This window comes from Streptomyces sp. NPDC000878, assembly GCF_053599695.1.
The window spans coordinates 1-21,466 of record NZ_JBSFMT010000004.1; the positions used below are offsets into that span (position 1 = coordinate 1).

Sequence of the window (21,466 nt, forward strand, 5' to 3'; positions counted from 1 at the left end):
TGGAGTCATTTCTCACCTACAAAATCAGGTCCCCCAGGCGCCGGGTGGAGTCAGAACTGACCTACAAGTGGAGTCCACCGTCACCTACGAAGCCAGTGGCAGGCCTTACAACGGCTGACACAATGAGGTGGGTTGGCGCTGATGGCCGTGTCCGGGGCGGGAGTTGAGCGTTCGGCTGGACGTGGGGACATCGCCGTGGATCGTGTCGGATGAGCTGTGGGACCGTCTGGAGCCGTTGCTGCCGCAGCGTGAGCGCAGGTTCCGGTATCCGGGGCGCAAGGCGTTGCCCGACCGGGAGGTGCTGTGCGGGATCTTGTACGTGCTGCACACCGGAATCCAGTGGGAGTACCTGCCCCAGGAGTTGGGGTTCGGGTCGGGCATGACGTGCTGGCGCCGTCCGCGGGACTGGAACGAGGCAGGGGTCTGGCAGCGGCTGCACGAGGTCCTGCTTGCTGAGTTGAACGCGGCCTCGCGGCTGGACTGGTCCCGCTGCGTGGTCGACTCCTCCCACGTCAGGGCGTTAAAAGGGGCAGCACACGGGCCCGTCGCCGGTCGACCGGGGCCGGGCCGGCTCGAAACACCACCTGATCACCGACGGCCACGGGACCCCGCTCGCCGTCCTGCTGACCGGCGGCAACCGCAACGACGTCACCCAGCTGATCCCGCTGCTCGACGCGATCCCGCCCGTCCGCGGCCGAGTTGGCCGGCCCCGCCGCAAGCCTGACTCGCTCTTCGCCGACCGGGGCTACGACCACGACATCTACCGCGGCCAGGTCCGCGATCGCGGCATCGTGCCCGCCATCGCCAGACGCGGCACCCGGCACAGCACTGGGCTGGGTACTTACCGGTGGGTGGTCGAGCGCACCTTCGCCTGGCTGCACGGCTTCCGCCGCTTGCGCATCCGCTGGGAACGAAGAGCCGACATCCACGAAGCGTTCCTCAAACTCGCCTGCTGCCTCATCACCCACCGACAACTCAGCTCATTGTGTTAGCCGTTGTTACTCTCAGTGGGCGGTTCGTGATTATATGCGCCGTTCTGGTGTCGCCTGATGGTGTGGACGGAGGCGGAACGTGCCTGTCCGATGCTGGTGGCCTGCTGGGATCGGTGGGGTGAGTGAACGCAAGCCGTACCAGAGCGACTTGACGGACGAGCAATGGGCGTTGATCGAGCCGGTGCTCACGGCCTGGAAGAACCAGCACCGTTCCGTCAGCGGCCACCGGGGCCGCTACTCGATGCGGGAGATCGTGAACTCGATCCTCTACCAGTCCCGGACCGGCTGTCAGTGGGCTCTCCTGCCGAACGACCTGCCGCCGAAGAGTGCGACGTACTACTACTTCGCCGCCTGGCGGGACGACGGCACCGACCAGCAGATCCATGAACTTCTGCGCTGCCAGGTGCGGGAGAGGAACCGGCGATTAGAGGACCCGACCCTGGTGATCCTGGACACCCAGAGTGTCCGGGCGGCCACCGGGGTCCCCGCGGTCACGACGGGCAAAGACGCCGCGAAACGAGTGCCGGGCCGCAAGCGGGGCCTGGCCGTGGACGTCCTCGGCCTGGTCATCGCCGTCACCGTGCTGGCCGCGAGTGTCCACGACAACGCCGCCGGCATCGCGCTGCTCGACCAGGTCGCCGTCGCGGCCGGCGGCTCGGTCAGCAAGGCCCTGGTCGACCAGGGCTTCAAAAACCAGGTCGTCACGCACGGGGCCGCCCTCGGCATCACGGGGCCGCCCTCGGCATCGACGTCGAGATCGTCCAGCGGAACCCTGAGGAGCGGGGATTCGTTCCGCAGCCCAAACGGTGGCGGGTGGAGCAGACGTTCGGGATCTTGATACTGCACCGGCGCCTGGTCCGCGACTACGAACACCGCCCGGCCTCCTCCACCTCACGCGCCTACTGGGCCATGACCCACGTAATAGCCCGTCGGCTCACCGACACGAACACGCTCACCTGGCGCGATCCGCGGGTGATCAGCGCGTGAACCTGAACCCTCTCCTCCAGGCACTCGACCTTCAGGAAGACGCCGCCCGGGCCCTGGCCGACGATCTCCGCACCCAGATCGACGCCCTGCAGACCCAACTCCGTGAGGCCGAACTACGTCTGGAACACCTCGCCATCACCCGCACGACCATCACCGGCCTCGCCGACCGAATCCCGGCCCAGACGGTCGCCCCAGCAGGAAGTCTGGAGCTGCCCGAGCACCCGGACTACCCGCGCATCCTCGCCGTCTTCAACGACACCACCGGTCCGCTGAGGGCCCGAGACATCTGCCAGGCCCTCGACTTCGAGCTGCTGCCGAAACACGTCGAACGCACCCGCGCCAAGATGAAACGCCTGGTCACACTAGGAATCCTCACCGAGGCCGAGCCCGGCACCTTCAGCAAGAAGCAGTAACCAAGTCCGGAACGGACATCAACTCACGAACCGCCCACTGACAACACCCCCGGAACAGGCAACTTGTACGGTGGAGCCATGACCACGCGCTATCCTGCGGCCAATTTGGCAATGACTACGCAAAGCCGCCGCTAAGCAGCAGGTCAGGAAGTGTCCGTCCCGCCAACGCGGGGGTGTTCCGCAGAGGCAGCACATGACGCGGCCGTCGGTGAGGTCCGTCCCGCCAACGCGGAGGTGTTCCGTGGCCCGAGGCTCTCGCCATGCTCGTTGCGCAGTCCGCCCCGCCGACGCGGGGGTGATCTGTCCTCTACCACCAACCGCCGACGCGGGGGTGTTCCGGCGCCGACCTCGGTCTGCGCGGCCATCAACTCGTCCGTCCCGCCAACGCGGGAGTGATCCGGGGGTGTCGCGCTGCTGGTACCACTCCTGTTGGTCCGTCCCGCCAAGGCGCGGGTGATCCGGCTCGTAGCTCAGTTGGCTGGAGCGCTCTCCTGTCCGTCCCGCCGACGCGGGGTGTTTCGCCGTCGGCATCCGGAGAGCTGAATGCCGACAGGTCCGTCCTGCCAACGCGGGGGTGTTCCGTGGCCCGCCTCCGTCGGCCGAAAGGGCCGCTGGGTGACGTATGACCCGGCCGACATCGACCAGTGGCTCGCCGACCACATCGAGCGCCAGGCCGTCACCCTCAAACCCGCCCGTCTGTACACCGCCCACGAGCTGGAGGAGGCGGGCATCGGCATCACGGCCGGGACCATCCGCGCCGACCGCCGCTGGCCCGCCCCCGACAACACCGCCGATGGCATGAACCGTTGGTTCGGCTCCACTGAGCGCTCACTGCCTTCCCCGGTCCGGGTTCGGCGCTCGAGCCTTTAATCAGCGGTCTGCCAATGCCTTCGATCCCGGTGACACCACTTTTTCGATCATCGTCGACGAGGGGGCGAAGTCATGCCGGGGCCGAAGGCCGGGAGCCTCATCGCGAGGCCACGAAGAAGGTAACGGGGGCGAACACACAGGTCCGAGTCCCGTGGACAGAGGTAAGCCAGGTTCCAAGATGCACGTCTTGTCGGACGCGAACGGACTGCCCCTACGCGTCGGCCTCTCCGCCGCCAACACCCACGACAGTCACGGGCTGAAGCCGATGGTGGCCCATCTCCACGTAGGACACGAATCCCACAGCGCCGATTCCAAGCCTCAGCGGTTGCACGCAGACAAAGCCTACGACCTTCCTGACCTGCGGCGATGACTGCACGACAAGCGGATCGGCGTGCGTATTGCCCGCAAAGGCATCGAGTCGAGCGAACGGTTGGGCCGTCGCAGGTGGGTGATCGAGCGCACGATGTCGTGGCTGTCCGGCTACCGCAGACTCAGCCCCCGCTACGAGCGCCATCCCCGCAACTACCTGGCCTTTCTCGGACTCGCCGCAGCCCTCTGCCGCCACAAGCGACTCCTCAAACTGACCATGTAGGACACGGTCTTAGCGCGGCGACCCTGTCCGGCGCCTTCCGCAGCCAGCCCCTGATCCCCGTCGTTTCAGCTCCGGAACGGCTGCTTGACCCACCCCTGGTCCCAGTTCGAGACCTGGTGGGTGCTGCCGCGCAGCTCCTGGAAGTACCACTGTCCGTCGTGCTTCACGAACAAGTCCCGGTAGTCGACATTGAGGATCACCGCGTCCTTCTCCCTGGAGCCGTCGCCCTGCACGATGGTGCAGAGGCACAGCAGGCGGAAGTGTCCCGTGGCTGTCTGCCCGTCCTCGGCGAGCTCGACCTGCGGGTTGATGACGTAGTGGAGCGCCCAGGGGATGTGCTCGGAGAGCTTGGCGAAGTGGGCCTCGATCTGCTCCCGGCCGTCGTTGCTGCCGCCCTCGCCGTCGACGATCCAGCGGCCGTCCGGCCGGAAAAGGCCAGCGATGCCCTTCGCGTCGTAGCCGTCGTCGCAGTACTGCGCGTACCGGAACTTGAGCTGCTCGATGGCGCGCACGTCCTCGATCCGCTCCAGGCGGCGGGCCAGCCCCTCCAGGCTGCGGGGGGATTCGGCATCGTGCGGCATGTGGCTCTCCGTTTCTCGCTTCACATTCGTGCTTCGGAATCCGGGAAGGCGTCGCGTCCTCGGCTTCGGTCGCCAACATAGACCTTCACGTCAACGTGAAGGTCAATCACCGCCCCGGGCTACTGGAGCTTGACATTAACGCCAATGCCAAGGTTTACCTTCGAGGCATCCGGCGCGGGGCCCCCATCAGGGCCCGCCGGTCGAACCCGTTCCCCTCCCATACCGGAAACAGCGAATCAGCGCACATGGCCACCACTCGCACCTCCAGCCCACCCCCGCGGCTCTCGCTCCTCGACCTCGCCCCCGTCCGCCGGGGCCACACCGTAGGCGACGCCCTGCGGCGCACCGTCGCGCTCGCCGCCCACGCCGAACGCCTGGGCTTTCACCGCTACCGGCTCGCCGAGCACCACAACATGACGCCGTCGCCGAGCAGATCGGCACCCTCGATGCGATGCACCCCGGCCGCTTCGACCTCGGCCTGGGCCGCGCCCCCGGCGGCGACGCCTGGACCACCAGCGCGATCCGCCGCCGCTCTGACGGCCGGGACTTCGCCGCGCAACTGGCCGAACTCCTCTCCTACCGGCATGGCACCGACCGGCAGGTGCGCGCCGGACCGGGTGAGGGTGCCCGCGTCCCGATCCACCTGCTGGGCTCCGGCGTCCGCAGTGCCGCGCTCGCCGCGCACCTGGGCCTGCCCTGCACCTTTGCCGCGCACTTCGCGCCGGCCCGCCTCGATGAGGCGATGGACCTGAAATCTGGGGCGGGGCCCATCTTTTACAGGCGCGACATCTCAGGCCGGCGCCTGACAGGTGTGCGTTGATGAGGGCGGCTGCGAGCAAGGGGCCAGCCTCGGCCCACCAGAACGCAGTGCCGACGGTGCCGCCGACCTGTCGGGCAACGTCAACCGTGGCGGAGGCCACGTCCATATTGGCTGGCCGGACAGCGTGGTACCCATCTTGTGGCTGCGCCGATGACAAGCGGGAGCAGGTCGGGCAGGACGTGAGTGACCTATCCGCTACCGGTGTCGGACAGGGCCAAGAACGTGAGCCACTGGTCAGCCCTGCTGATGGGTGGCAGCAGGGTCGCTGATGGACTGCGCGTCTTCTGTGGCGGCCCAGGCGGCGAGGAGCTGGAGGGCGTCGTGATCGGGTGTGCCGGGGGCGGCGGTGTATGCGGTCAAGGTCAGACCGGGCTGCGCGGGCAAGTCCATGGCGTCGAAGTCCAGGGTGACGACGCCGACGGAGGGGTGGCGGAAGGACTTGCGACCGGTGTGGTGCAGGCGCACGTTGTGCTTGGCCCAGGCGGTGCGGAATTCCTCGCTGCGGGTGACGAGTTCGCCGATGAGTCCGGTCAGATCGGTGTCGTGCGGGGCGCGGCCGGCTTCGGTGCGCAGCAGGGAGACGGTGGTGTTCAGGGACTCGTCCCAGTCGGGGAAGAAGTCGCGGCCGCGTGGGTCGAGGAACTGGAACCGGGCGATGTTGGCCGTCTCGGTCGCGCGGTCGGGAAACAGGGGTGCGTAGAGGGCGCGGCCGAGACGGTTGGTGGCGAGGATGTCCAGACGGCCGTTGCGGATGAACGCCGGGGAGTCGCTCATGGATTCCAGAACACGCCGGACGCTGTCCGGTAGCGGTCCGCTGGTGCGTTTGGCGCGGCGGACGGGGCGCTTGGCGGAGGCGCGGGCCAGGTCATAGAGGTGGGTACGTTCGGCGTCATCGAGCTGGAGGGCGTTCGCCACGGCGGTGAGGACCTCCTCCGAGGCGCCGGCGAGGCGACCGCGCTCGAGGCGGACGTAGTAGTCGATGCTGACGCCGGCAAGCAGGGCGACTTCTTCACGGCGCAGGCCCGGCACCCGCCGGTTGCCGCCGTAGGCGGGCAGTCCGGCCTGCTGGGGGGTGATCTTGGCGCGGCGGGAGGCCAGAAACTCGCGGATGTCGCTCTCGGTACTCACGCATTCCAGGCTAGGTCGGACGGCGCGCATGTGAGGGGTCCTGTCAGTACCTGTATTGGCAGGCCCTTCCCGACTCCTTTGACCTGCGGTTTCCTCGATATCGGCGGCGGTTGAACCCCCCGCAACAGGCCGGGACACGGGGCTGTGACGGCTGTCGGAAGACGGCCCCCGCTCCACAGTGGTATCGGCCGGTCCACCCCGTTTTGATCAAGGAGTCACCCTCATGCCGAAGCAGTCCGCACCCCAGGAGCTGGCCGGAATCGCGCCCAAGCTCGTCGAGGTCACCAACGAGGTCCTGTTCGGTGACGTCTGGGAGCGCCCCGGGCTGTCCCCACGGGACCGAAGCCTGGTCACCGTAAGCGTGCTGGCCGCGCTGTACCGCGGCGAGCAGCTCGGCTACCACCTGAGCGTGGCCCTGGACAACGGCCTGAGCGTCGAGGAGCTGTCCGAGGCGATCACGCACCTGGCCTTCTACGCGGGCTGGCCCAACGCCATGACCGCGATCACCAGGCTCAAGAAGATCGCCGACGAGCGCGGCGTCTGAGAAGCACTGCTGCCGCCCCGACACCGCTTCCGCCCACCAAATTCGACCAAGGACTCCAGCCGTGGAACACGTCACTGACACCCCCACCCTCAGGGCCCCCGCCGAGCGCTTCACCGGCGACGTCCACCTCAACATGATCGAGGTTCCCGCCGAGCCGACCCGTCTGGCCGCCGCACTGGTGCGCTTCACCCCCGGCGCCCGCACCAACTGGCACTCCCACGCCCTGGGCCAGGTCCTGCACATCACCGACGGCGTGGGCCTGGTCGGCACCCGCGACGGCAAAGTCGTCCGCATCAGCGCAGGCGAAACCGTCAAGTGCCCGGCCGGCGAGGAGCACTGGCACGGCGCCACCGACACCAACCTCATGGCCCACATCGCCATGGTCGTCGGCGACGGCAACGGCGACGGCACCACCTGGCTGGAGCCGGTCACCGACGAGCAGTACGCCGCCGCCCACGCCGCCACCGGCCGCTGACGGCGGGAACTCGCCAGAGCAACACCCCCTCCCGCCGTCCCGTGCCGCCGGGACGCTAGACCCCACGATGATCAGAAAGAGCGATGTCCCATGCGGGCAGCATTCATGTACGAGGCCGGCGACGTCCGTGTCCAGGACGCCCCCGAGGCCACCATCCAGCAGCCCACGGACGCCATCGTGCGGATCGTCCGCTCCTGCGTGTGCGGCAGCGACCTGCACCCCTACCACTCACTGACCTCCGCCGACGGGCCCGTCCCCATGGGGCACGAGTTCCTCGGCATCGTCGAGGAAACGGGATCCGAGGTCAGCGGGCTGCGCCGCGGCGATCTGGTCGTCTCCCCCTTCGCCTACGCCGACAACACCTGCGAGTTCTGCCGCCAGGGCCTGCACACCTCCTGCCCCCACGGCGGGTTCTACGCCGTCGGCGGCATCGGCGGCGCCCAGGCCGAGGCCATCCGCGTCCCACAGGCCGAAGGCACCCTGTTCAAGCTGCCGAAGGACGTCGACGAAAAGCTGCTCCCCTCCCTGCTCACCCTGGCCGACGTGTACGGCACCGGCTACCACGCGGCCAAGCAGGCCCGCGTGCGGCCCGGCGACTCCGTCACCGTCATCGGCGACGGAGCCGTCGGCCTGCTCGCCGTGCTGTCCGCCAAGCGGCTGGGCGCCGAACGCGTCATCCTCATGGGCCGGCACAAGACGCGCACCGACCTCGGCCTCGCGTTCGGCGCCACCGACGTCATCGCCGAACGTGGCGACGAAGGCATCGCCAAGGTCCGCGAGCTGACCGGCGGCCACGGCACCCGCGCCGTCCTGGAGGCAGTCGGCCACCGGCCCGCCTACGACATGGCCATCGGCGCCGTGCGCCCCGGCGGCGTGATCAGCCGTGTCGGTGTGCCCCAGTACGAGGACGCGCCCGTCGGCTTCACCAGCCTCTTCGGCCCCAACGTCACGCTCACTGGTGGCCCCGCCCCCGTGCGTGCCTACATCGACGAACTCCTGCCTGCCGTCCTGGCCGGCAGCGTCGATCCCGGCCGTGTCCTCGACCGCACCCTGTCGCTGGAGCAGGTGCCGGACGCCTGCCGGGCTATGGACCAGCGCGAAGCCCTCAAGGTCCTCATCACCCCCTGACCAGGGGAATGGCAAGTGGCGGCGCTGGACGCTCACAGGCATGTCCGGCGCCTTCATCCGGCGAGGAGGGCCGCGGACTCCCGTCAACCGGTGGTCACTTGGCCGGTCGGCGAGGAGTCGTGAGGGGGACCGTCACAGCTTGGCGACGTCGGTTCGCCGGTTGTCCGGCTTGAACGGCATCGCGGTGACCGTCGCCCGGATCTCCCGCTGTGGGGTGCCCGGACGACCCCAGAGGACGACGACCTCCGTGCCGGGTGTCGCGTGCTCAGGGGCGATCACGCAGAGCGAGATCATCGCCCGCAGGGTCGGGCTCACAGTTCGGCCCGTGGCCACGCCCACCGGGTTGCCCGACACCAGCACCTGGTCGAAGTGGGGACCGCGCGAGCGAGGGATCTCCATCTGGTCGGGCAGTTCGGCGTCGTTCAGGAGCGAGGTGACGACGCCGGTGACATCCTGTTCGTTCCACCGCAGGCCGACCAACTGGCGTGGGGGGACACCGCTTTCGGCGTCCTTGGCGAGGGCGTCCCGGCCGATGAAGTCTCGGTCGGGGACGCCCTTGCGGAACCCCCAGCCCAGTTCGCCCGGCTTGCGGAAGTAGTCGGTCACCCCGCCCACCGGGACGAAACTGCCCATGGGCGCGCCCTTGCGGAACTGCCTCGGCGCACCCGGCGTGAGGATCGACGCCGGCAGATAGTCGAGCCCGTTGGTCGCGATACCCGCCTCTATGTGCTGAACGGGCTGGGCCCGGAAGCCGAGTTGACGGATGCCGACGTCCTGCCCGCTCGCCACGGCTGCCGCCCAGATCTCGTTGGCGTGTTCGGTCGGCCCGTGCAGCTCGTAGCCGAGCTCACCCGAGATGCCGGTGCGCAGGACCCGTACCGGGACCCCACCGACCGTCGACATCCTGCTGCGGCTGAAGCCGATGTCGCGCAGATCGTCCCCGGTCAGCTTCTCCAGCGCGGCCAGGGACGCCGGCCCCTGAACACCGAAGATGAACACCTCGGGGCTGATGTCGGTCGCTGCCGCGTCCCATCCGCCCTGACCCAGTTGCCACAGCAGCCAGTCGCAGCTGCCCGCGGTGTAGACGAACTCCTCAGGGCCGAGCCGGCACAGCACGCCCTCGGACGCGATCCAGCCGCTCTCGTCGAGCTGCACATGGTGCTTGATCTGCCCGGTCTCGAAACGCGAGAGATCCCGCATCCCGAGCCTGCCGAGAAACTCGAGCGCCTGCGGGCCGTGCACCTTCACCTTGTGCAGCGAGGTCCAGTCGCCGATGTAGCACGACCCGACGTGGGCGGCGCTCTCCTCCACCCAGTCCGAGTACTCCTCGGGGAGCAGGATCTGCGCGAAGCGGCCGAACGTGCCCCGCGTGTTGCCCTCGTCCTGGGCAGCTGCGGCCGGGCTGAACATCGCCGGCCGCTCGGTGATGAACGGCGCCTCGTTCTGTCGGAGGACCGCTTCGTAGGTACTGCGCTGCTGTGCGACCAAATCCATTTCGTACTCCCACTCTGCGACGCGAGCAACTCGTAGCCATCCCGTTGACCACGGACACGCTTCGCGGGCGCCGCAACACCGATGACACGAAGCGTCGACGACACTGTCGGTACGAGCCTGTTCCCGTCAGTACCGCGGAGGCATGGCGACGGATTCTCGTGTCGCCCTTCTACTGTTCGTCGGCGAAGCGAACTAGATCGATTCAGTGGACGTTAACAGATGGTACCGACCGCAGCGAGAGGCGTGCTGCACCGCTGTTGGTGCGCACTACGCAAGCAAAGAAGAACTTCCCGTGCGGCTCCGCTGCCGGACCAGAACGTAGACGATCAGACGTGACTACGGATCGTCTGAGCAGCGCAGCGAGACCGTCGAATGTGGCCTGGAGCCGATGGGTTGGCTGTCGGAGAACCAGCCAGAACCTCTTGGCCTTCTGGCCGACAGACGTGGCACCAATCCCTCTTCGGGCGATTCAGTACGACTGTCCATCGTGCGGGTATGGGAACGCTCCGCACCCCGAGCCGAGTTAGCAGTGACAGGCCCGGTCCCAATGACGCGGTGTTCGCCGCCGCGGCCGGCTCGGCGCCGAGCAGCCGTACGGCGACGGTTTCGCCGAGCAAGTGTCAGCGGATGTCAACAGCCGATCGTGGGAATCGGGTTCTCCGCGAACCACTGGGCGAGGAAGTCCAGGAAGACGCTGATCTTGCGCTGGGTGCCCGGACCGGGGCCGTGGATCGCGTAGAGGGGCCGGTCGGGCGCCGCCAGTTCGGGTAGCTGGACCTGCAGCGCCCCGGAGACGAGATCGTCGTAGGCGGACCGCTGCGGCAGCAGGGCGATGCCGCGACCGTGCACGGCCGCTTTCTGCAGGGCGATGTACGAGTTGGACGAGAAGGCCACGTTGCGGATCTTGTGCAGCGTGGAGGTGTGACCGTGCCCGATGCGCCAGACGGGGTCGTTGACGTGCACCAGGCAGTCGTGGGTGGCCAGGTCGTCGGGGCGCGTCAGGGGGCCGCGTTCGTCGATGTACGTCTTCGACGCGCACAGGACGAAGGGGAGCGAGGCGATCTTCTTCAGCCGAACGTTGGAGTCCCTAAGGTCCCGGGTGTGGAACGCCAGGTCGAAACCACCGTCCAGGAAGTCGTACGTCCGGTCGGACACGCCTCCCAGCTCGAACCGGATCTGGATCTTCGGATACGCGGCGGAGAACGCGGCGATGGCGTCCCCGAGGTCCAGGCTCCCGATCCACTTGGGACAGATGATGCTGAGCATGCCCTCCGCCCTGTCGTGCAGATGCGCGATGTTGGAATCCTCCGCTTCGATCTCCTTGAGCACGCGCGAGGAGAACTCGGCATACCGCAGGCCCGGTTCCGTGAGGCTCACCGAGCGGGCCGTGCGGTTGACAAGACGCACGCCGATTCGCCGCTCCAATTCCTGGACATGACGTGAGACGAGTGATCCCGACGACCCCAGCACCTTGGCCGCGCCGCTGAAACTGCCGATGTCGGCGACGATGACGAAACTGCGCATGAGCAGCAGACGGTCCATGGGGTTCCTCCGGTCGTCCACGGCTCCGGTGTCCCTCCGGGCCGCGTCGAACATAGGGCGGTGCAACTGGGCAGAGCCACCTTTCAGTGACGAACCTGGAAGGCGGGCGGTGGCGAAGCGGAAGATCATCCGGGTCAAGTCGATCGACACACTTAGCGTTACTAGATCGATCTAGTAACGCTAACAGAAACCACCCACGACCGCGAGACCTGGGAACAGATAACTCGATTCGGCACAGTGCGGGCCTGCAGACCTCGGCTGAACGTCCGCCTCACGGGGCGGGGTGCGGGTTACCGCACCGCACCAGAGTTTGAGGGCAAGGCCAGAGGCTGTTCGTCGACCACGAGGCGAATGGCGCCCGCGTTGCACCCGCACGCACCCGCCAGAACTCGTTGCCCCAGCAGTAGCGGGCGAGGATATCCAGGTGGACCAGCTTTCGCCTCTGAGCATCGGCGTTCAGCAGCGGGTGGGCGGCCGAGTCGGCGAAGCCCCGCGAGGGCGAGATGGCCATGTCCTCCAGGTCCTTGACCTCGGCGGCGGCGTCCATGCGGGCCATCACCGTGTCGATGTCCTCAAGGTCTCGCAGGGCCGGGTCGAGGACGCCCAGACACACGTCCCGGTCCTCGGGCAGGGCCTTGATCAGCTCGAGCTCGGCGCCGGTGCCCTTGTCGTACGGCAGGATCCACCGGTCCGCCGGGATCTCGCCGTACAGGCGCTCGGCCCTGGCTCGGTCCACCGCCGCGGGGACCTCCCAACCGGGGCAGATGCCCACCCGCAGGCCCTCAGGGCGTGAGCCTGGCCGTACGGCCAGGGCCTCCACAGCCAGCGCGTCCTCGAAGGACAGTGCGCCGGGGGCGGCCGGGTCGGCTCGACCGGTGAACCCGCCTGGATGATCCCGTCCTGCAGGGTCAGAGCGTCCATTGTGTTGCTCCGTCCGCAGGCTCGTCAGTGCTTCTTCGTCGCGAACGGACGCGCCATGACCGTTCCGCGCACGCGCGTCTGGGCGTGGCGCTCGACGGCCGGGTTCGGCGAGCCGCCGTTCGGCTCGCCCCAGACGATCTCCACCTGGTCGCCGGCAGCGGCCGCCGGGTCGATCGTGCCGATCGAGATCCAGCCGCGTACGTTCGCGGAGTACGAGGTGAGCATCGCCGCTCCGACGAGCTCGCCGTCCTTCTCCACCCGGTCGAACTGGCAGGCGGTGTAGAACGCCGCCGGCATCTCCATGTACTTGAAGCGCTGGTCGCCCTTCTCGTACATGCTCGCGAAGATCTTCGCGACGTCGTCGCGGTCCCAGAGCACCCAGGCCTTGCGGCGGTGCGGCTGGTCCTTGATCGCCTCAAGTCCCGTGCGTCCGACGAAGTCGTGGTCGAACTTGATGACGTGGCCGTAGCCGAGGTCCCACGGGGTCGTGTAGTAGTCCTCGATCCGGTCTGCGACGTAACTGCCGCCGAGCGCGAGGTTGCCCTCGAACGAGCGCGCCGAGTGCCACTGGCGGAACGCCTTCATGTCCTCGCCGGAGTAGGTCGCCGGCAGGGTGTTGGCGATCCAGCCCGACTCGGTGGCGACCGACGCGTAGGCGCGGGCACCGACCTGGCGCAGTCCGTACTCGGCACCGGCCTCCACGATGATGTCGCGCACCGACTCGATGTCCGCGTACGGCCCGGTGAACTCGTAGCCCGGGAAGCCGGACATGCGGTGGTTGAGCGCGGTGACCTCGTGCGGGCCGACGTTGAAGCGGCCCATGGTGAAGAACGGGATGTCGGGCATCGGGCCGCCGTTGACCTTCTCGAAGATCGCCGCGGCGTGCGGGCCCTGCAACTGGAGCCGGAACAGGTCCCGGCCCTTCGGGTTGTTCACGGTGCGCTCGTCCCGGCGGACGGTGACATCCCAGTCACCGGTGTCCGCGTTGAACTGGACCCAGTTGAGGGCCGGGGGACGGCCGACGATGCGGACGTGGTGGTCACCGACGCAGAACAGGATGCAGTCGCCGATCATGTAGCCGTCGGGACGGACCGTGATGAGCTGCTTGGCGCTGCCGGGGCCGAAGCCCTTGAAACTGTTCGCCCCGAGGTGCTCCAGCAGCTTGTACGTGTCGGGCCCCTGCACGACGAGGTCCGTCATGTGGTGCGACAGATCCATCAGTGCCGCGCTGTTGCGCCACGCCTCCTGCTCGTCACGCCAGTTGGTGAACTCGGCCTTGATCGGGAACGGGTACGCCCCGGAGCGCCCCTGCCGAAGCAGGGCGAGCGCCCCTCCAGCCTTGTTGATCTCTTCTTCGAGACTCGGCATGGGATTCCTCTCGGTCACCGGCGCACAGCCTCGTCGCCGCGCCCCGGGAGCGCATAACAGACACCTTCAAAGTTTTAAGATGTCTGAAACAATCTTCTCGGGCAGATACTGGTGTCCCGCACGAACGGAGGGTGCCGATGTCTTCGGCGAAGGACACGACGGGTCCCGCATGGCAGGACGGGCTGCCCCACGTGCTGTGGCGGACGCAGCAGGCCGTGCACGGCCGGCTTCAGGGCGCGCTCGACGGACTCGACGTCACGGTGACCCAGCTCGGTCTCGCCGTTCACCTCGACGAACTCGGCCTGATGTCGGCCTCGGACCTGTCACGGCTCTTTCACATCACGCCGCAGAGCGTGACGACGGCGCTCTCGCAGCTCGAACGCCTCGGGTGGGTCCGCCGGTTGCCGCATCCCGTGCACAAGCGCGTCGTCCTCCACGAACTCACCGAATCAGGCCTCGCCGGCGTCGCGGACGGCCGGGCACGCATCGCCGCCATCGACGCCACCCTCGCCGAGATCCTGGGTGACGGGGGGAAGGACGAGATGATCGGACAGCTCCGGAAGCTGCTCGTCGCGCTGGACGGGGAGGACCCCGCGTACGCGGGGATGTGGCCGGTTATCCGCACCACAACGTGAGCGACGGCCACGGACCGCGCTTCGGCGCGGGTCCCGGCCGTGCCGCCGAGACGAGGCGATGCCGATCCATCGGCGGTCCGTCGACGTCATCAAGTGCACCCATGCCAAACCGGAACGGCTCGTCAGCCGTGGCATCCTCCCCGAACCCGACCCCGGGCTCTTCATACGCGAACGTCGTGTGCGGCGCGGCTGTCCTCCGCAAAGGCGGCGCCGGCTCCCACTCACGGCAGAATCCCGGCGACACAGGCAGCGACAGACCTGTCGACGACGCACAGGCGTGCGACTACATGCCCCTGACAGCGCCGCCCTGTCGGTCCGCCCACTTTTCACGGGCTTGTGGCGATCACGCCGACGCGCGCACCACGATCCGGCCGGACGCCGGCGCCAGCGCCCCGGTGTCGATGCCCAGGGCGTTGCGGGCGGCGATGCGGCCGAGGACTTCGGCGTCGATGTGGACGGTGGTGAGCGCGGGGGTGGACAGGGAGCCGTACTCGGTCTCGTCAAAGCCGATCACGGCCACGTCCTCGGGGACCCGGCGCCCGAGGTCGCGCAGGGCCGTGAGGCTGCGCAGCGCGATGTCGTCGTCGAAGGCGGCCAGGGCGGTGATGTCGGCGTGGGCTGCCAGGAACGTCTCGACGGCGGCCGCGCCGGCCTCCCTGGGCCCCGGCACGACGAAGCGCTCCAGGGGCGGAAGGTCCAGGCGCCGGGCGGCCTCCTGGGCGAAGCCGAGCCGGGCCTCGGTGAGCGGGAAGTCGTGGTCGGGCATGGCCATCGCGATCCGGGTGTGTCCCTGTTCGGCGAGGTAGCCGATCTGCATCGCGGCGTTGGCGGCGAAGCCGTTCTCCCAGTCCTGCTCGAGTGGTTCGTGGCCCTGCATGTAGACCTCGCCGAGCCGCAGCACCGCCCGCGGCGCGATGGTGTCCAGGACCTTCTGGGTGGCCTCCGGGATCGAGTGGCCGTGCCGGACCAGAAGGATGTGGTCGTGTTCGGCCAACTCCTCGTCCAGACCCCGGACATAGCTCCGGGAGAAGTTGCCCTCCATGCCCCAGTCGACGTTGAGGACGACGATGCGCGAAGACCCCTCGCGCAGCGCGCGGGCGATGCCGTGCACGACGTATCCCAGTTCATGGGCGGCCTCCTGGACCCGCTCCCGGGTGGCCGCGGAGATCGTCTGCCGTGGGTCGTCGTTCAGCACGAAGCTCACCGTCGCCCGCGACACACCGGACGCCTTGGCCACGTCGCTCAACGTCACCCGGCCCGAACGGCCCATGCCGGCACACTCCCATCCGTCAGCCCTGCACGCTCCACGCCCGCGAGCCGGCATCGCCGAAAGTGGCTGCCAGCTTGTAGAACGTCCAAGCGCGTGGAGTTCACTCTACGCGCTAGATCGTTTCAGCACTCCAGACGAGGATGCGCCTCAAACGGCCCGCGGAATCCCGTACGGCCTGCGAGCCTTCGCGGCACTCACATGGCGTGCGTTTCGCACGCTCCGACGCGACGACAGGACGTTCCTCTCTCTACCAGCATGCCGAGCCTCCGCTCGCGATGGCCAGCAGTCGGCCTGCCTTCAGTTCGGTCTCCTCCCATTCCCGCTCGGGATCCGAGCCCCAGGTGATGCCCGCGCCCGTGCCGAACCTCAGGAGCCCTGCGGCACGGTCGATCCAGAAGGTGCGGATGCCGACCGCCAGTTCACCGCGTCCGCGGTCGGCGTCGACCCAGCCGATTCCGCCGCAGTAGGGGCCGCGGGGTGAGGTCTCCAACGCCTCGATGATCCGTAGGGCGCTCTCCTTGGGCGCCCCGGTGACCGATCCCGGCGGGAACGTCGCCGCCAGCAGCTCGGGCCAGCCCAGGCCGGCGCGCAGCCGCCCCGACACCGTGGAGACGAGGTGGACGAGCCCCGGATGCTTCTCCACGGCGCACAGGTCGGGCACGGTCACGGAACCGGGAACGCAGACGCGGCCGAGGTCGTTGCGGACCAGGTCGACGATCATCACGTTCTCCGCGTGGTCCTTCTCCAGCAGGTCCGCCTCGGTGCGGCCGGTTCCCTTGATGGGGCCCGATGTCACGTCCCTGCCGTCGCGCCGCAGGAAGAGTTCCGGCGAGGCGGTGGCCACCTCCACCCCGTGCCGTGGGAGGCGGATAACGCCTGCGTACGGCGCCGGGTTGTGCCGTGCCAGCAGCCCGCCGAGCGCCATGACGTCGGCTTCCGGCGCGACGGGAGCGGACAGTACCCGGCAGAGGTTGGCCTGGTAGACCTCGCCGGCGGCGATGTGCTCGCGGATGCGTGTCACTCCGTTCGTGTAAGCGGTGCGGTCGAGCGAGGTCGTCCACTCGTCGGTTCGCGGGCCGCGCCATGGCGTCGTAGGGACGCGGCGGTCCTCGATCCGTCGTACGTCGCGGAAGCGGGCGCATGTCAGGTGTCCCTCGAAGTCGGCTGCCACGGCCCAGAAGCCCTCGGAGTCCAGCGCCGAGGGGGCGCTGGTGACGTCGGCGAGGCCGGTGGCGAGGTGTCCGCCGAGCAGCGCCGTGGGCGGGAACTGGTCCATTTCCTACCTCCGTTGGCGCGAGCGGCTCCCCGTCCGTCGGGTCCTCAGGCCGCGACGACCTCGAGTTCGGCACTCCACTGGGCGGCGCGCAGGGTGTTGACCAGCAGCATCGCGATGGTCATGGGGCCCACCCCGCCGGGCACGGGGGTGATACGAGCGGCGATGCCGTCGAGTTCGTCGGAACGGACGTCGCCGGCCAGGCCCGAGGGCGTGCGGTGGATGCCGACGTCGATGACGACGGCCCCCGGCCGGACGTGTTCGGGGCCGATGAGCCCGCAGACTCCGGTGGCGACCACGACGATGTCGGCGGGACGGGTGACCGCCCCGAGGTCGGTGGTGAACTCGTGGGCCACGGACACGGTCGCCCCGCGCCGCAGCAGCAGCTGGGTCAGGGGTTTGCCAACGAGTTCGCCCCAGCCGACCACCGCGACGTTCGCTCCCTTGAGTGGAACGCCCTCGGCGTCGAGCAGTTCGATGACGCCGCTGGGCGTGCAGGGGCGCAGGCCCCGCCCCCCACGGGCGAGGAGGCCGAGGCTGGCGGTGGTGAGGCCGTCGACGTCCTTGGTGACCGGGATGCGGTCGATCAGCGTGGCCGCGTCGAGCTGCCCGGGCAGCGGGAGTTGGAGCAGGATGCCGGACACCCTCGGATCGGCGACCAGTTCGTCGATGACGGCGGCCACGTCGTCCTGGGTCGCATGCTCGGGCAGATGGCGGTGGAAGTCGCACATGCCGGCTTCCTTGATGGCGCGCCGTTTCGCCGCGACGTACACGGCGCCGGCCGGGTCGTCGCCGACGAGGACGGTTGCCAGCCCGGGAGTGCTCCCCGAGCCCGCGGCCGCGGCGACCTCCTCGGCGACCTGTGAGCGGATCCGCCGGGCGATCCCGGTACCGTCGATCCTGGTTGTCATGGTGGCGAACCGCTTTCTTGTGCCTGTCGGTGGGAGTCGAAGAGCCGTCCATGTCTGTCCGGCGGATCCTGTCGGAGACGCGGGGCTCGGCACGCACCTCTGCGCCGATCGGGCTCCACGGATGTCCTCCGGCCTGATCCGCCGGACAGGCCCTGGCCGTCAGGCGAAGACGATGGTGTGGTTGCCGTCGCGGATGACGCGGTCCTCGGCGTGCCACAGCACGGCGCGGGAGAGCACCGCGCGCTCCACGTCGGCACCCCGGCGGGTGAGGTCGGTGGCGGTGTGGGCGTGGGTGACGCGGACGACGTCCTGCTCGATGATCGGGCCCTCGTCGAGGTCCTCGGTGACGTAGTGGGCGGTTGCGCCGACCAGTTTCACGCCGCGCTCCTTGGCCTTGGCGTAGGGGCCGGCGCCGATGAAGGCGGGCAGGAAGGAGTGGTGGATGTTGATGATCGGGACGCCGACGTCCGCGATGAAGTCGCCCGAGATGATCTGCATGTAGCGGGCCAGGACGACGAAGTCGACGTTGCCCTTCAGCAGTCGCAGGTGTTCCGCCTCCGCGGCGGACTTGTCCGCGCCCTGGCACGGGACGTGGAAGAAGGGGATGCCGAAGCCGCGTACCTCCTCCGCCACATCGGGATGGTTGGAGATCACCATGGCGACGGTGACGGGGAGTTGGCCCTGCCGGTGGCGCCAGAGCAGGTCGAGCAGGCAGTGGTCGGACTTCGAGGCGAAGATCGCGACCCGCTTGGGTACAGAGAGGTCGCGGAGTGTGTAGCGCAGCCCGAACCCGTCCACCAGGTGCTTGTCCAGGTCGGCCCGCAGGGCGGGCAGCGCGGCCTGGAGGCTGTCCAGTCCGAAGACGGTGCGCTGGAAGAAGGCGCCGCCCTGCGGGTTGTCGGAGTACTGGTCGAGGGAGACGATGTTCGCTCCGTGGCCGCCGAGGACCGACGTCACGGCGGCGACGATGCCCGTGGCGTCGGCGCCCTGCACGATGAGCGAGGCCTGTGGGGCGGGCGGCCCGCTCCTGGCGGTGTGCGCCGGGGCGTCTTGCGTGAGGGTCATGCCAGGCTCTCCTTGCGGAAGCGGGCGGCCCACTCGGAGGTGGCCTTGAGCCCGCCGAACGTATAGAAGTGGATCTTCAAGTCGCCGTGCCGGGCCGGGTCATGGGCCGCGGCGAGGTCACGCAGGAAGCGGTCAGGGCCTGCGGTGCCCATGAGACTGGTCAGCGAGAACCCGTATTTCTTGACGACGGAGGCGCTGGTACCGACGCCGAACCGGGCGGCGTACGACATGAGCCGGCGCACCCCGGCAGGCCCGGGCACCCCGATCCTGATCGGGAGCCCGATGCCCCGGCGCCGTACCTCTTCCACCCAGGCGAGCACCGGGTCGACGTCGAACCCGAACTGCGTGATGATGCCGCCCTCCAGGGGCTGGGCGGCGAGGGATGTGTGCTTGTCCTGGAGTGCTGACCACAGAGTGGTGCCGTCGATCGTGGGGTGGCCCTCCGGGTAGCCGCTGATGCCGACGTGCCGGACGCCGTACTCCTGCAGCAGTCCCGTGTCGATCAGGGACAGGGAGTCGGCATAGGGACCTTCGGGATGTACTGGATCCCCGCCGACGACGAACACGTCGCCGGAGGTGCCGTCGGCGTGCAGGCCGGCCAGGAACCGTTCGAAGTCGTCGCGCGACCCGAGGCGGCGGGCGGATATGTGCGGTACGGGCACGAAGCCGAGCCGCTTGACCGCACGGGCCGCATCCAGCCGCATCCGCAGGTCCTCGTTGCCGAGGAAGGTGACGTTGATGCGGGTGCCCTGCGGAATGCTGTCGCGGGCCTCCTCGAGCCTGGGGACGTCCTTCCCGGTCATCTCCAGGGAGAAGTCCTCAAGCAGCGAGGTACCGACCGCTGTTCGTACCGTGCTCGCGGGGTTCATCGTCTTGCGTCTCGCTTTCTCGTCTGCGGGGACCGAGTGCTGGGGCGCGCCCGCGGCACCGCCGAGGGAGCGACGGCCCGGCGGCATGACGTCGCGTCAAGAGATCGGCCGGGAGGCGGCGTGCAGGGCACCTGCGTCAGCGGTCGCGGCGGTACAGGGTGCGCGCGTGCTGGTTGAACGGCGCGGGCTGGACGGTGGCGCGGATGCGCGGGAGCCCGAGGTCGGCCTCGGGGCCGGTGCCGGCACCGGGGTGCTCGCCCCACACCACCCAGACCTCGGTGCCGGGCTCCGCGCACTCCTTGTCGATCAATGTCAGCGACAGGAGCGCACCGACGGGGTCGATGGACGCCGTCTGCATGGTCATGCCGACCAGGCCGGTCACGTTCTCCACCCGGTGACGGGCGTAGGAGAGGACGAAGCCGGGGTCCTCGCCCCGCCCGATGGCGGTGCGGACGTCGTCCGGGTCGAGGACCAGGGTGACCTTGGTCCGCAGCGGCCCGTCCTTGGCCTTCGCCAGGGCGTCCCGGCCCACGAAGTCATGACCGAAGTGGATCAGCTTCCCGTAGCCCAGCTCGTACGGGGAGACGTAGTAGTCCTCGATGTCCTCCGAGAAGTAGCTGCCGTTCAGGGGGCGCTTGCCCTCGACGCCGAAGACGGGCAGGTACCTGCGGTATTCCAGGAGGTCCGGGTCGGTGTAGATGCCGGGCACCGGCGAGGGGATCCAGCCGCTCTCCACGCTGGGCGTGGCGTACGCGAGGGCGCCGACCTGGACGAGGCCGAGCGGCTCGCCCGCCTTCAGGAACGCCTCGTGGACGTACCCGGCGTGCTCCCACGGGCCGATGAACTCGAAGCCCGCCTGGCCGGCCATGCCGTGGCGCAGGGCACGGAAGGCGCGGCCGTCGAGGGACACGGCGCTGGAGTGGAAGAACTTCGTCTCCGGCAGCGGCCCGCCGAAGGCCCGCTCGACGAGCTCCACCGCCAGCGGGCCCTGGATCTGGTACCGGAACAGCTTCGGATCGCCGCCGCCAGGGCGGAACGCGGACGACGGGTCGGTGGCGAAACCGACGTCGTACCCGCCCTTCTCCGCGTGGTACTGCACCCAGTGCTGGGCGGCCGGGATCCCGCTGAGCAGGTACTTGTTCTCACCCTCGCGGGCGAGGATCCCGTCGGTGACGATGTGACCGTGGCGGGTGACCGGCACGTACTGCTTGGCCTGCCCGATCGCGAACTTCTCGAAGTTGTTGACGCCGTGGTCGGCCAACACCCGGGTGGCGTCCGGGCCTTCGATCCACATGTCGTACATGTGGTGCGAGAGGTTGAGGAGGGCCACGCCCTCGTGCCACGCGGCCTGTTCCCGGCTCCAGCCGGCGTACTCGCGCTCCACGACCTCGGGGGTCCACGGCTCGGCACCCGGCCGCCACAGCAGCTCGATCGGCGACCCGGCCTTGTCGATGCCGTCCTGGAGGGAGGGGGTTGCCATTGCGGCTCCTTACTCGTAGCGATCTGTCCCGTGAAAGCTAGATCGATCTAGTTACTAGAACGATCTAGCGCAAGCTGGCAGAGTGGTCTCATCCCGGGCGAGTCCCGG

20 protein-coding genes and 2 pseudogenes are annotated in these 21,466 nt (G+C 68.8%); 10 read left to right on the top strand and 12 right to left on the bottom strand.

Features of this window, described 5'->3' with window-relative positions:
• The first annotated feature begins 181 nt into the window (after window positions 1-181).
• From ACWDR4_RS05170 to ACWDR4_RS05190, 5 genes and pseudogenes are all read left to right on the top strand, one after another.
• A protein-coding gene (locus ACWDR4_RS05170; RefSeq protein WP_450404633.1) for an IS5 family transposase occupies window positions 182-992 on the top strand; the annotation gives its coding sequence in 2 pieces (ribosomal slippage) (window positions 182-528 and window positions 527-992; 813 coding nt in all).
• A gap of 118 nt (window positions 993-1,110) precedes the next feature.
• A pseudogene (locus tag ACWDR4_RS05175) lies at window positions 1,111-1,979 on the top strand (IS5 family transposase).
• The gene (locus ACWDR4_RS05180) at window positions 1,976-2,392 is read left to right on the top strand and encodes a hypothetical protein (RefSeq protein ID WP_450404065.1); all 417 of its coding nucleotides are present in this window, start codon (window positions 1,976-1,978) and stop codon (window positions 2,390-2,392) included. The pseudogene ACWDR4_RS05175 and the gene ACWDR4_RS05180 overlap by 4 nt, the downstream one beginning before the upstream one ends.
• 615 nt (window positions 2,393-3,007) lie before the next feature.
• Window positions 3,008-3,262: a hypothetical protein gene (locus ACWDR4_RS05185; RefSeq protein WP_450404067.1), complete on the top strand. Its 255-nt coding sequence runs from the start codon at window positions 3,008-3,010 to the stop codon at window positions 3,260-3,262.
• Between the two features lie 124 nt (window positions 3,263-3,386).
• Window positions 3,387-3,854 (top strand): annotated as a pseudogene (locus ACWDR4_RS05190) (IS5 family transposase); the annotation flags it as partial.
• Window positions 3,855-3,919: 65 nt separating this feature from the next.
• Here the strand turns inward: ACWDR4_RS05190 and ACWDR4_RS05195 are convergent.
• On the bottom strand, window positions 3,920-4,435 hold the full coding sequence (locus tag ACWDR4_RS05195) for a nuclear transport factor 2 family protein (RefSeq protein WP_450404070.1): 516 nt from the start codon (window positions 4,433-4,435) through the stop codon (window positions 3,920-3,922).
• 235 nt (window positions 4,436-4,670) lie between these two features.
• Between ACWDR4_RS05195 and ACWDR4_RS05200 the strand changes: the two genes are divergently transcribed.
• Entirely contained in the window at window positions 4,671-5,255 is a 585-nt protein-coding gene (locus ACWDR4_RS05200) for an LLM class flavin-dependent oxidoreductase (protein ID WP_450404634.1), read from the top strand.
• 234 nt (window positions 5,256-5,489) lie between these two features.
• Here the strand turns inward: ACWDR4_RS05200 and ACWDR4_RS05205 are convergent, their stop codons facing one another.
• The gene (locus tag ACWDR4_RS05205; protein WP_450404073.1) at window positions 5,490-6,383 is read right to left on the bottom strand and encodes a helix-turn-helix transcriptional regulator; all 894 of its coding nucleotides are present in this window, start codon (window positions 6,381-6,383) and stop codon (window positions 5,490-5,492) included.
• Between the two features lie 223 nt (window positions 6,384-6,606).
• Here ACWDR4_RS05205 and ACWDR4_RS05210 point away from each other — a divergent pair, with 223 nt between their 5' ends.
• The 3 genes from ACWDR4_RS05210 (at window position 6,607) to ACWDR4_RS05220 (ending at window position 8,530) form a co-directional block, all read left to right on the top strand.
• Complete coding sequence (locus tag ACWDR4_RS05210; protein ID WP_450404074.1) at window positions 6,607-6,927, top strand: carboxymuconolactone decarboxylase family protein; 321 nt, start codon at window positions 6,607-6,609, stop codon at window positions 6,925-6,927.
• A gap of 61 nt (window positions 6,928-6,988) precedes the next feature.
• Entirely contained in the window at window positions 6,989-7,402 is a 414-nt protein-coding gene (locus ACWDR4_RS05215; protein WP_450404077.1) for a (R)-mandelonitrile lyase, read from the top strand.
• A 90-nt stretch (window positions 7,403-7,492) separates the two neighbouring features.
• The gene (locus tag ACWDR4_RS05220) at window positions 7,493-8,530 is read left to right on the top strand and encodes an alcohol dehydrogenase catalytic domain-containing protein (protein WP_450404078.1); all 1,038 of its coding nucleotides are present in this window, start codon (window positions 7,493-7,495) and stop codon (window positions 8,528-8,530) included.
• Window positions 8,531-8,662: 132 nt separating this feature from the next.
• Here the strand turns inward: ACWDR4_RS05220 and ACWDR4_RS05225 are convergent, their stop codons facing one another.
• From ACWDR4_RS05225 to ACWDR4_RS05240, 4 genes are all read right to left on the bottom strand, one after another.
• Window positions 8,663-10,024 carry a glycine cleavage T C-terminal barrel domain-containing protein gene (locus ACWDR4_RS05225; protein WP_450404081.1) on the bottom strand — a complete coding sequence of 454 codons (1,362 nt, stop codon included), beginning with the start codon at window positions 10,022-10,024 and terminating at the stop codon, window positions 8,663-8,665.
• Window positions 10,025-10,654: 630 nt separating this feature from the next.
• Window positions 10,655-11,566 carry a LysR family transcriptional regulator gene (locus tag ACWDR4_RS05230; protein ID WP_450404084.1) on the bottom strand — a complete coding sequence of 304 codons (912 nt, stop codon included), beginning with the start codon at window positions 11,564-11,566 and terminating at the stop codon, window positions 10,655-10,657.
• A gap of 271 nt (window positions 11,567-11,837) precedes the next feature.
• Window positions 11,838-12,302: a hypothetical protein gene (locus ACWDR4_RS05235; RefSeq protein WP_450404086.1), complete on the bottom strand. Its 465-nt coding sequence runs from the start codon at window positions 12,300-12,302 to the stop codon at window positions 11,838-11,840.
• Window positions 12,303-12,511: 209 nt separating this feature from the next.
• On the bottom strand, window positions 12,512-13,855 hold the full coding sequence (locus ACWDR4_RS05240) for an aminomethyl transferase family protein (RefSeq protein WP_450404088.1): 1,344 nt from the start codon (window positions 13,853-13,855) through the stop codon (window positions 12,512-12,514).
• A gap of 137 nt (window positions 13,856-13,992) precedes the next feature.
• Here ACWDR4_RS05240 and ACWDR4_RS05245 point away from each other — a divergent pair, with 137 nt between their 5' ends.
• Window positions 13,993-14,490 carry a MarR family winged helix-turn-helix transcriptional regulator gene (locus ACWDR4_RS05245; RefSeq protein WP_450404091.1) on the top strand — a complete coding sequence of 166 codons (498 nt, stop codon included), beginning with the start codon at window positions 13,993-13,995 and terminating at the stop codon, window positions 14,488-14,490.
• A gap of 343 nt (window positions 14,491-14,833) precedes the next feature.
• Here ACWDR4_RS05245 and ACWDR4_RS05250 read toward each other — a convergent pair whose 3' ends face one another.
• From ACWDR4_RS05250 to ACWDR4_RS05275, 6 genes are all read right to left on the bottom strand, one after another.
• The gene (locus tag ACWDR4_RS05250) at window positions 14,834-15,760 is read right to left on the bottom strand and encodes a LacI family DNA-binding transcriptional regulator (RefSeq protein ID WP_450404094.1); all 927 of its coding nucleotides are present in this window, start codon (window positions 15,758-15,760) and stop codon (window positions 14,834-14,836) included.
• A 247-nt stretch (window positions 15,761-16,007) separates the two neighbouring features.
• Window positions 16,008-17,036, bottom strand: coding sequence for a chorismate-binding protein (locus ACWDR4_RS05255; protein ID WP_450404097.1), 1,029 nt, complete (start codon window positions 17,034-17,036; stop codon window positions 16,008-16,010).
• A 44-nt stretch (window positions 17,037-17,080) separates the two neighbouring features.
• Entirely contained in the window at window positions 17,081-17,944 is an 864-nt protein-coding gene (locus ACWDR4_RS05260) for a bifunctional 5,10-methylenetetrahydrofolate dehydrogenase/5,10-methenyltetrahydrofolate cyclohydrolase (protein WP_450404099.1), read from the bottom strand.
• A 159-nt stretch (window positions 17,945-18,103) separates the two neighbouring features.
• Window positions 18,104-19,009, bottom strand: coding sequence for a formyltetrahydrofolate deformylase (gene purU, locus ACWDR4_RS05265; protein ID WP_450404102.1), 906 nt, complete (start codon window positions 19,007-19,009; stop codon window positions 18,104-18,106).
• On the bottom strand, window positions 19,006-19,878 hold the full coding sequence (locus ACWDR4_RS05270) for a methylenetetrahydrofolate reductase (protein ID WP_450404104.1): 873 nt from the start codon (window positions 19,876-19,878) through the stop codon (window positions 19,006-19,008). Before ACWDR4_RS05270 ends, purU begins: the two co-directional genes overlap by 4 nt.
• A gap of 136 nt (window positions 19,879-20,014) precedes the next feature.
• Complete coding sequence (locus tag ACWDR4_RS05275) at window positions 20,015-21,358, bottom strand: aminomethyl transferase family protein (RefSeq protein ID WP_450404107.1); 1,344 nt, start codon at window positions 21,356-21,358, stop codon at window positions 20,015-20,017.
• Window positions 21,359-21,466: the final 108 nt, after the last annotated feature.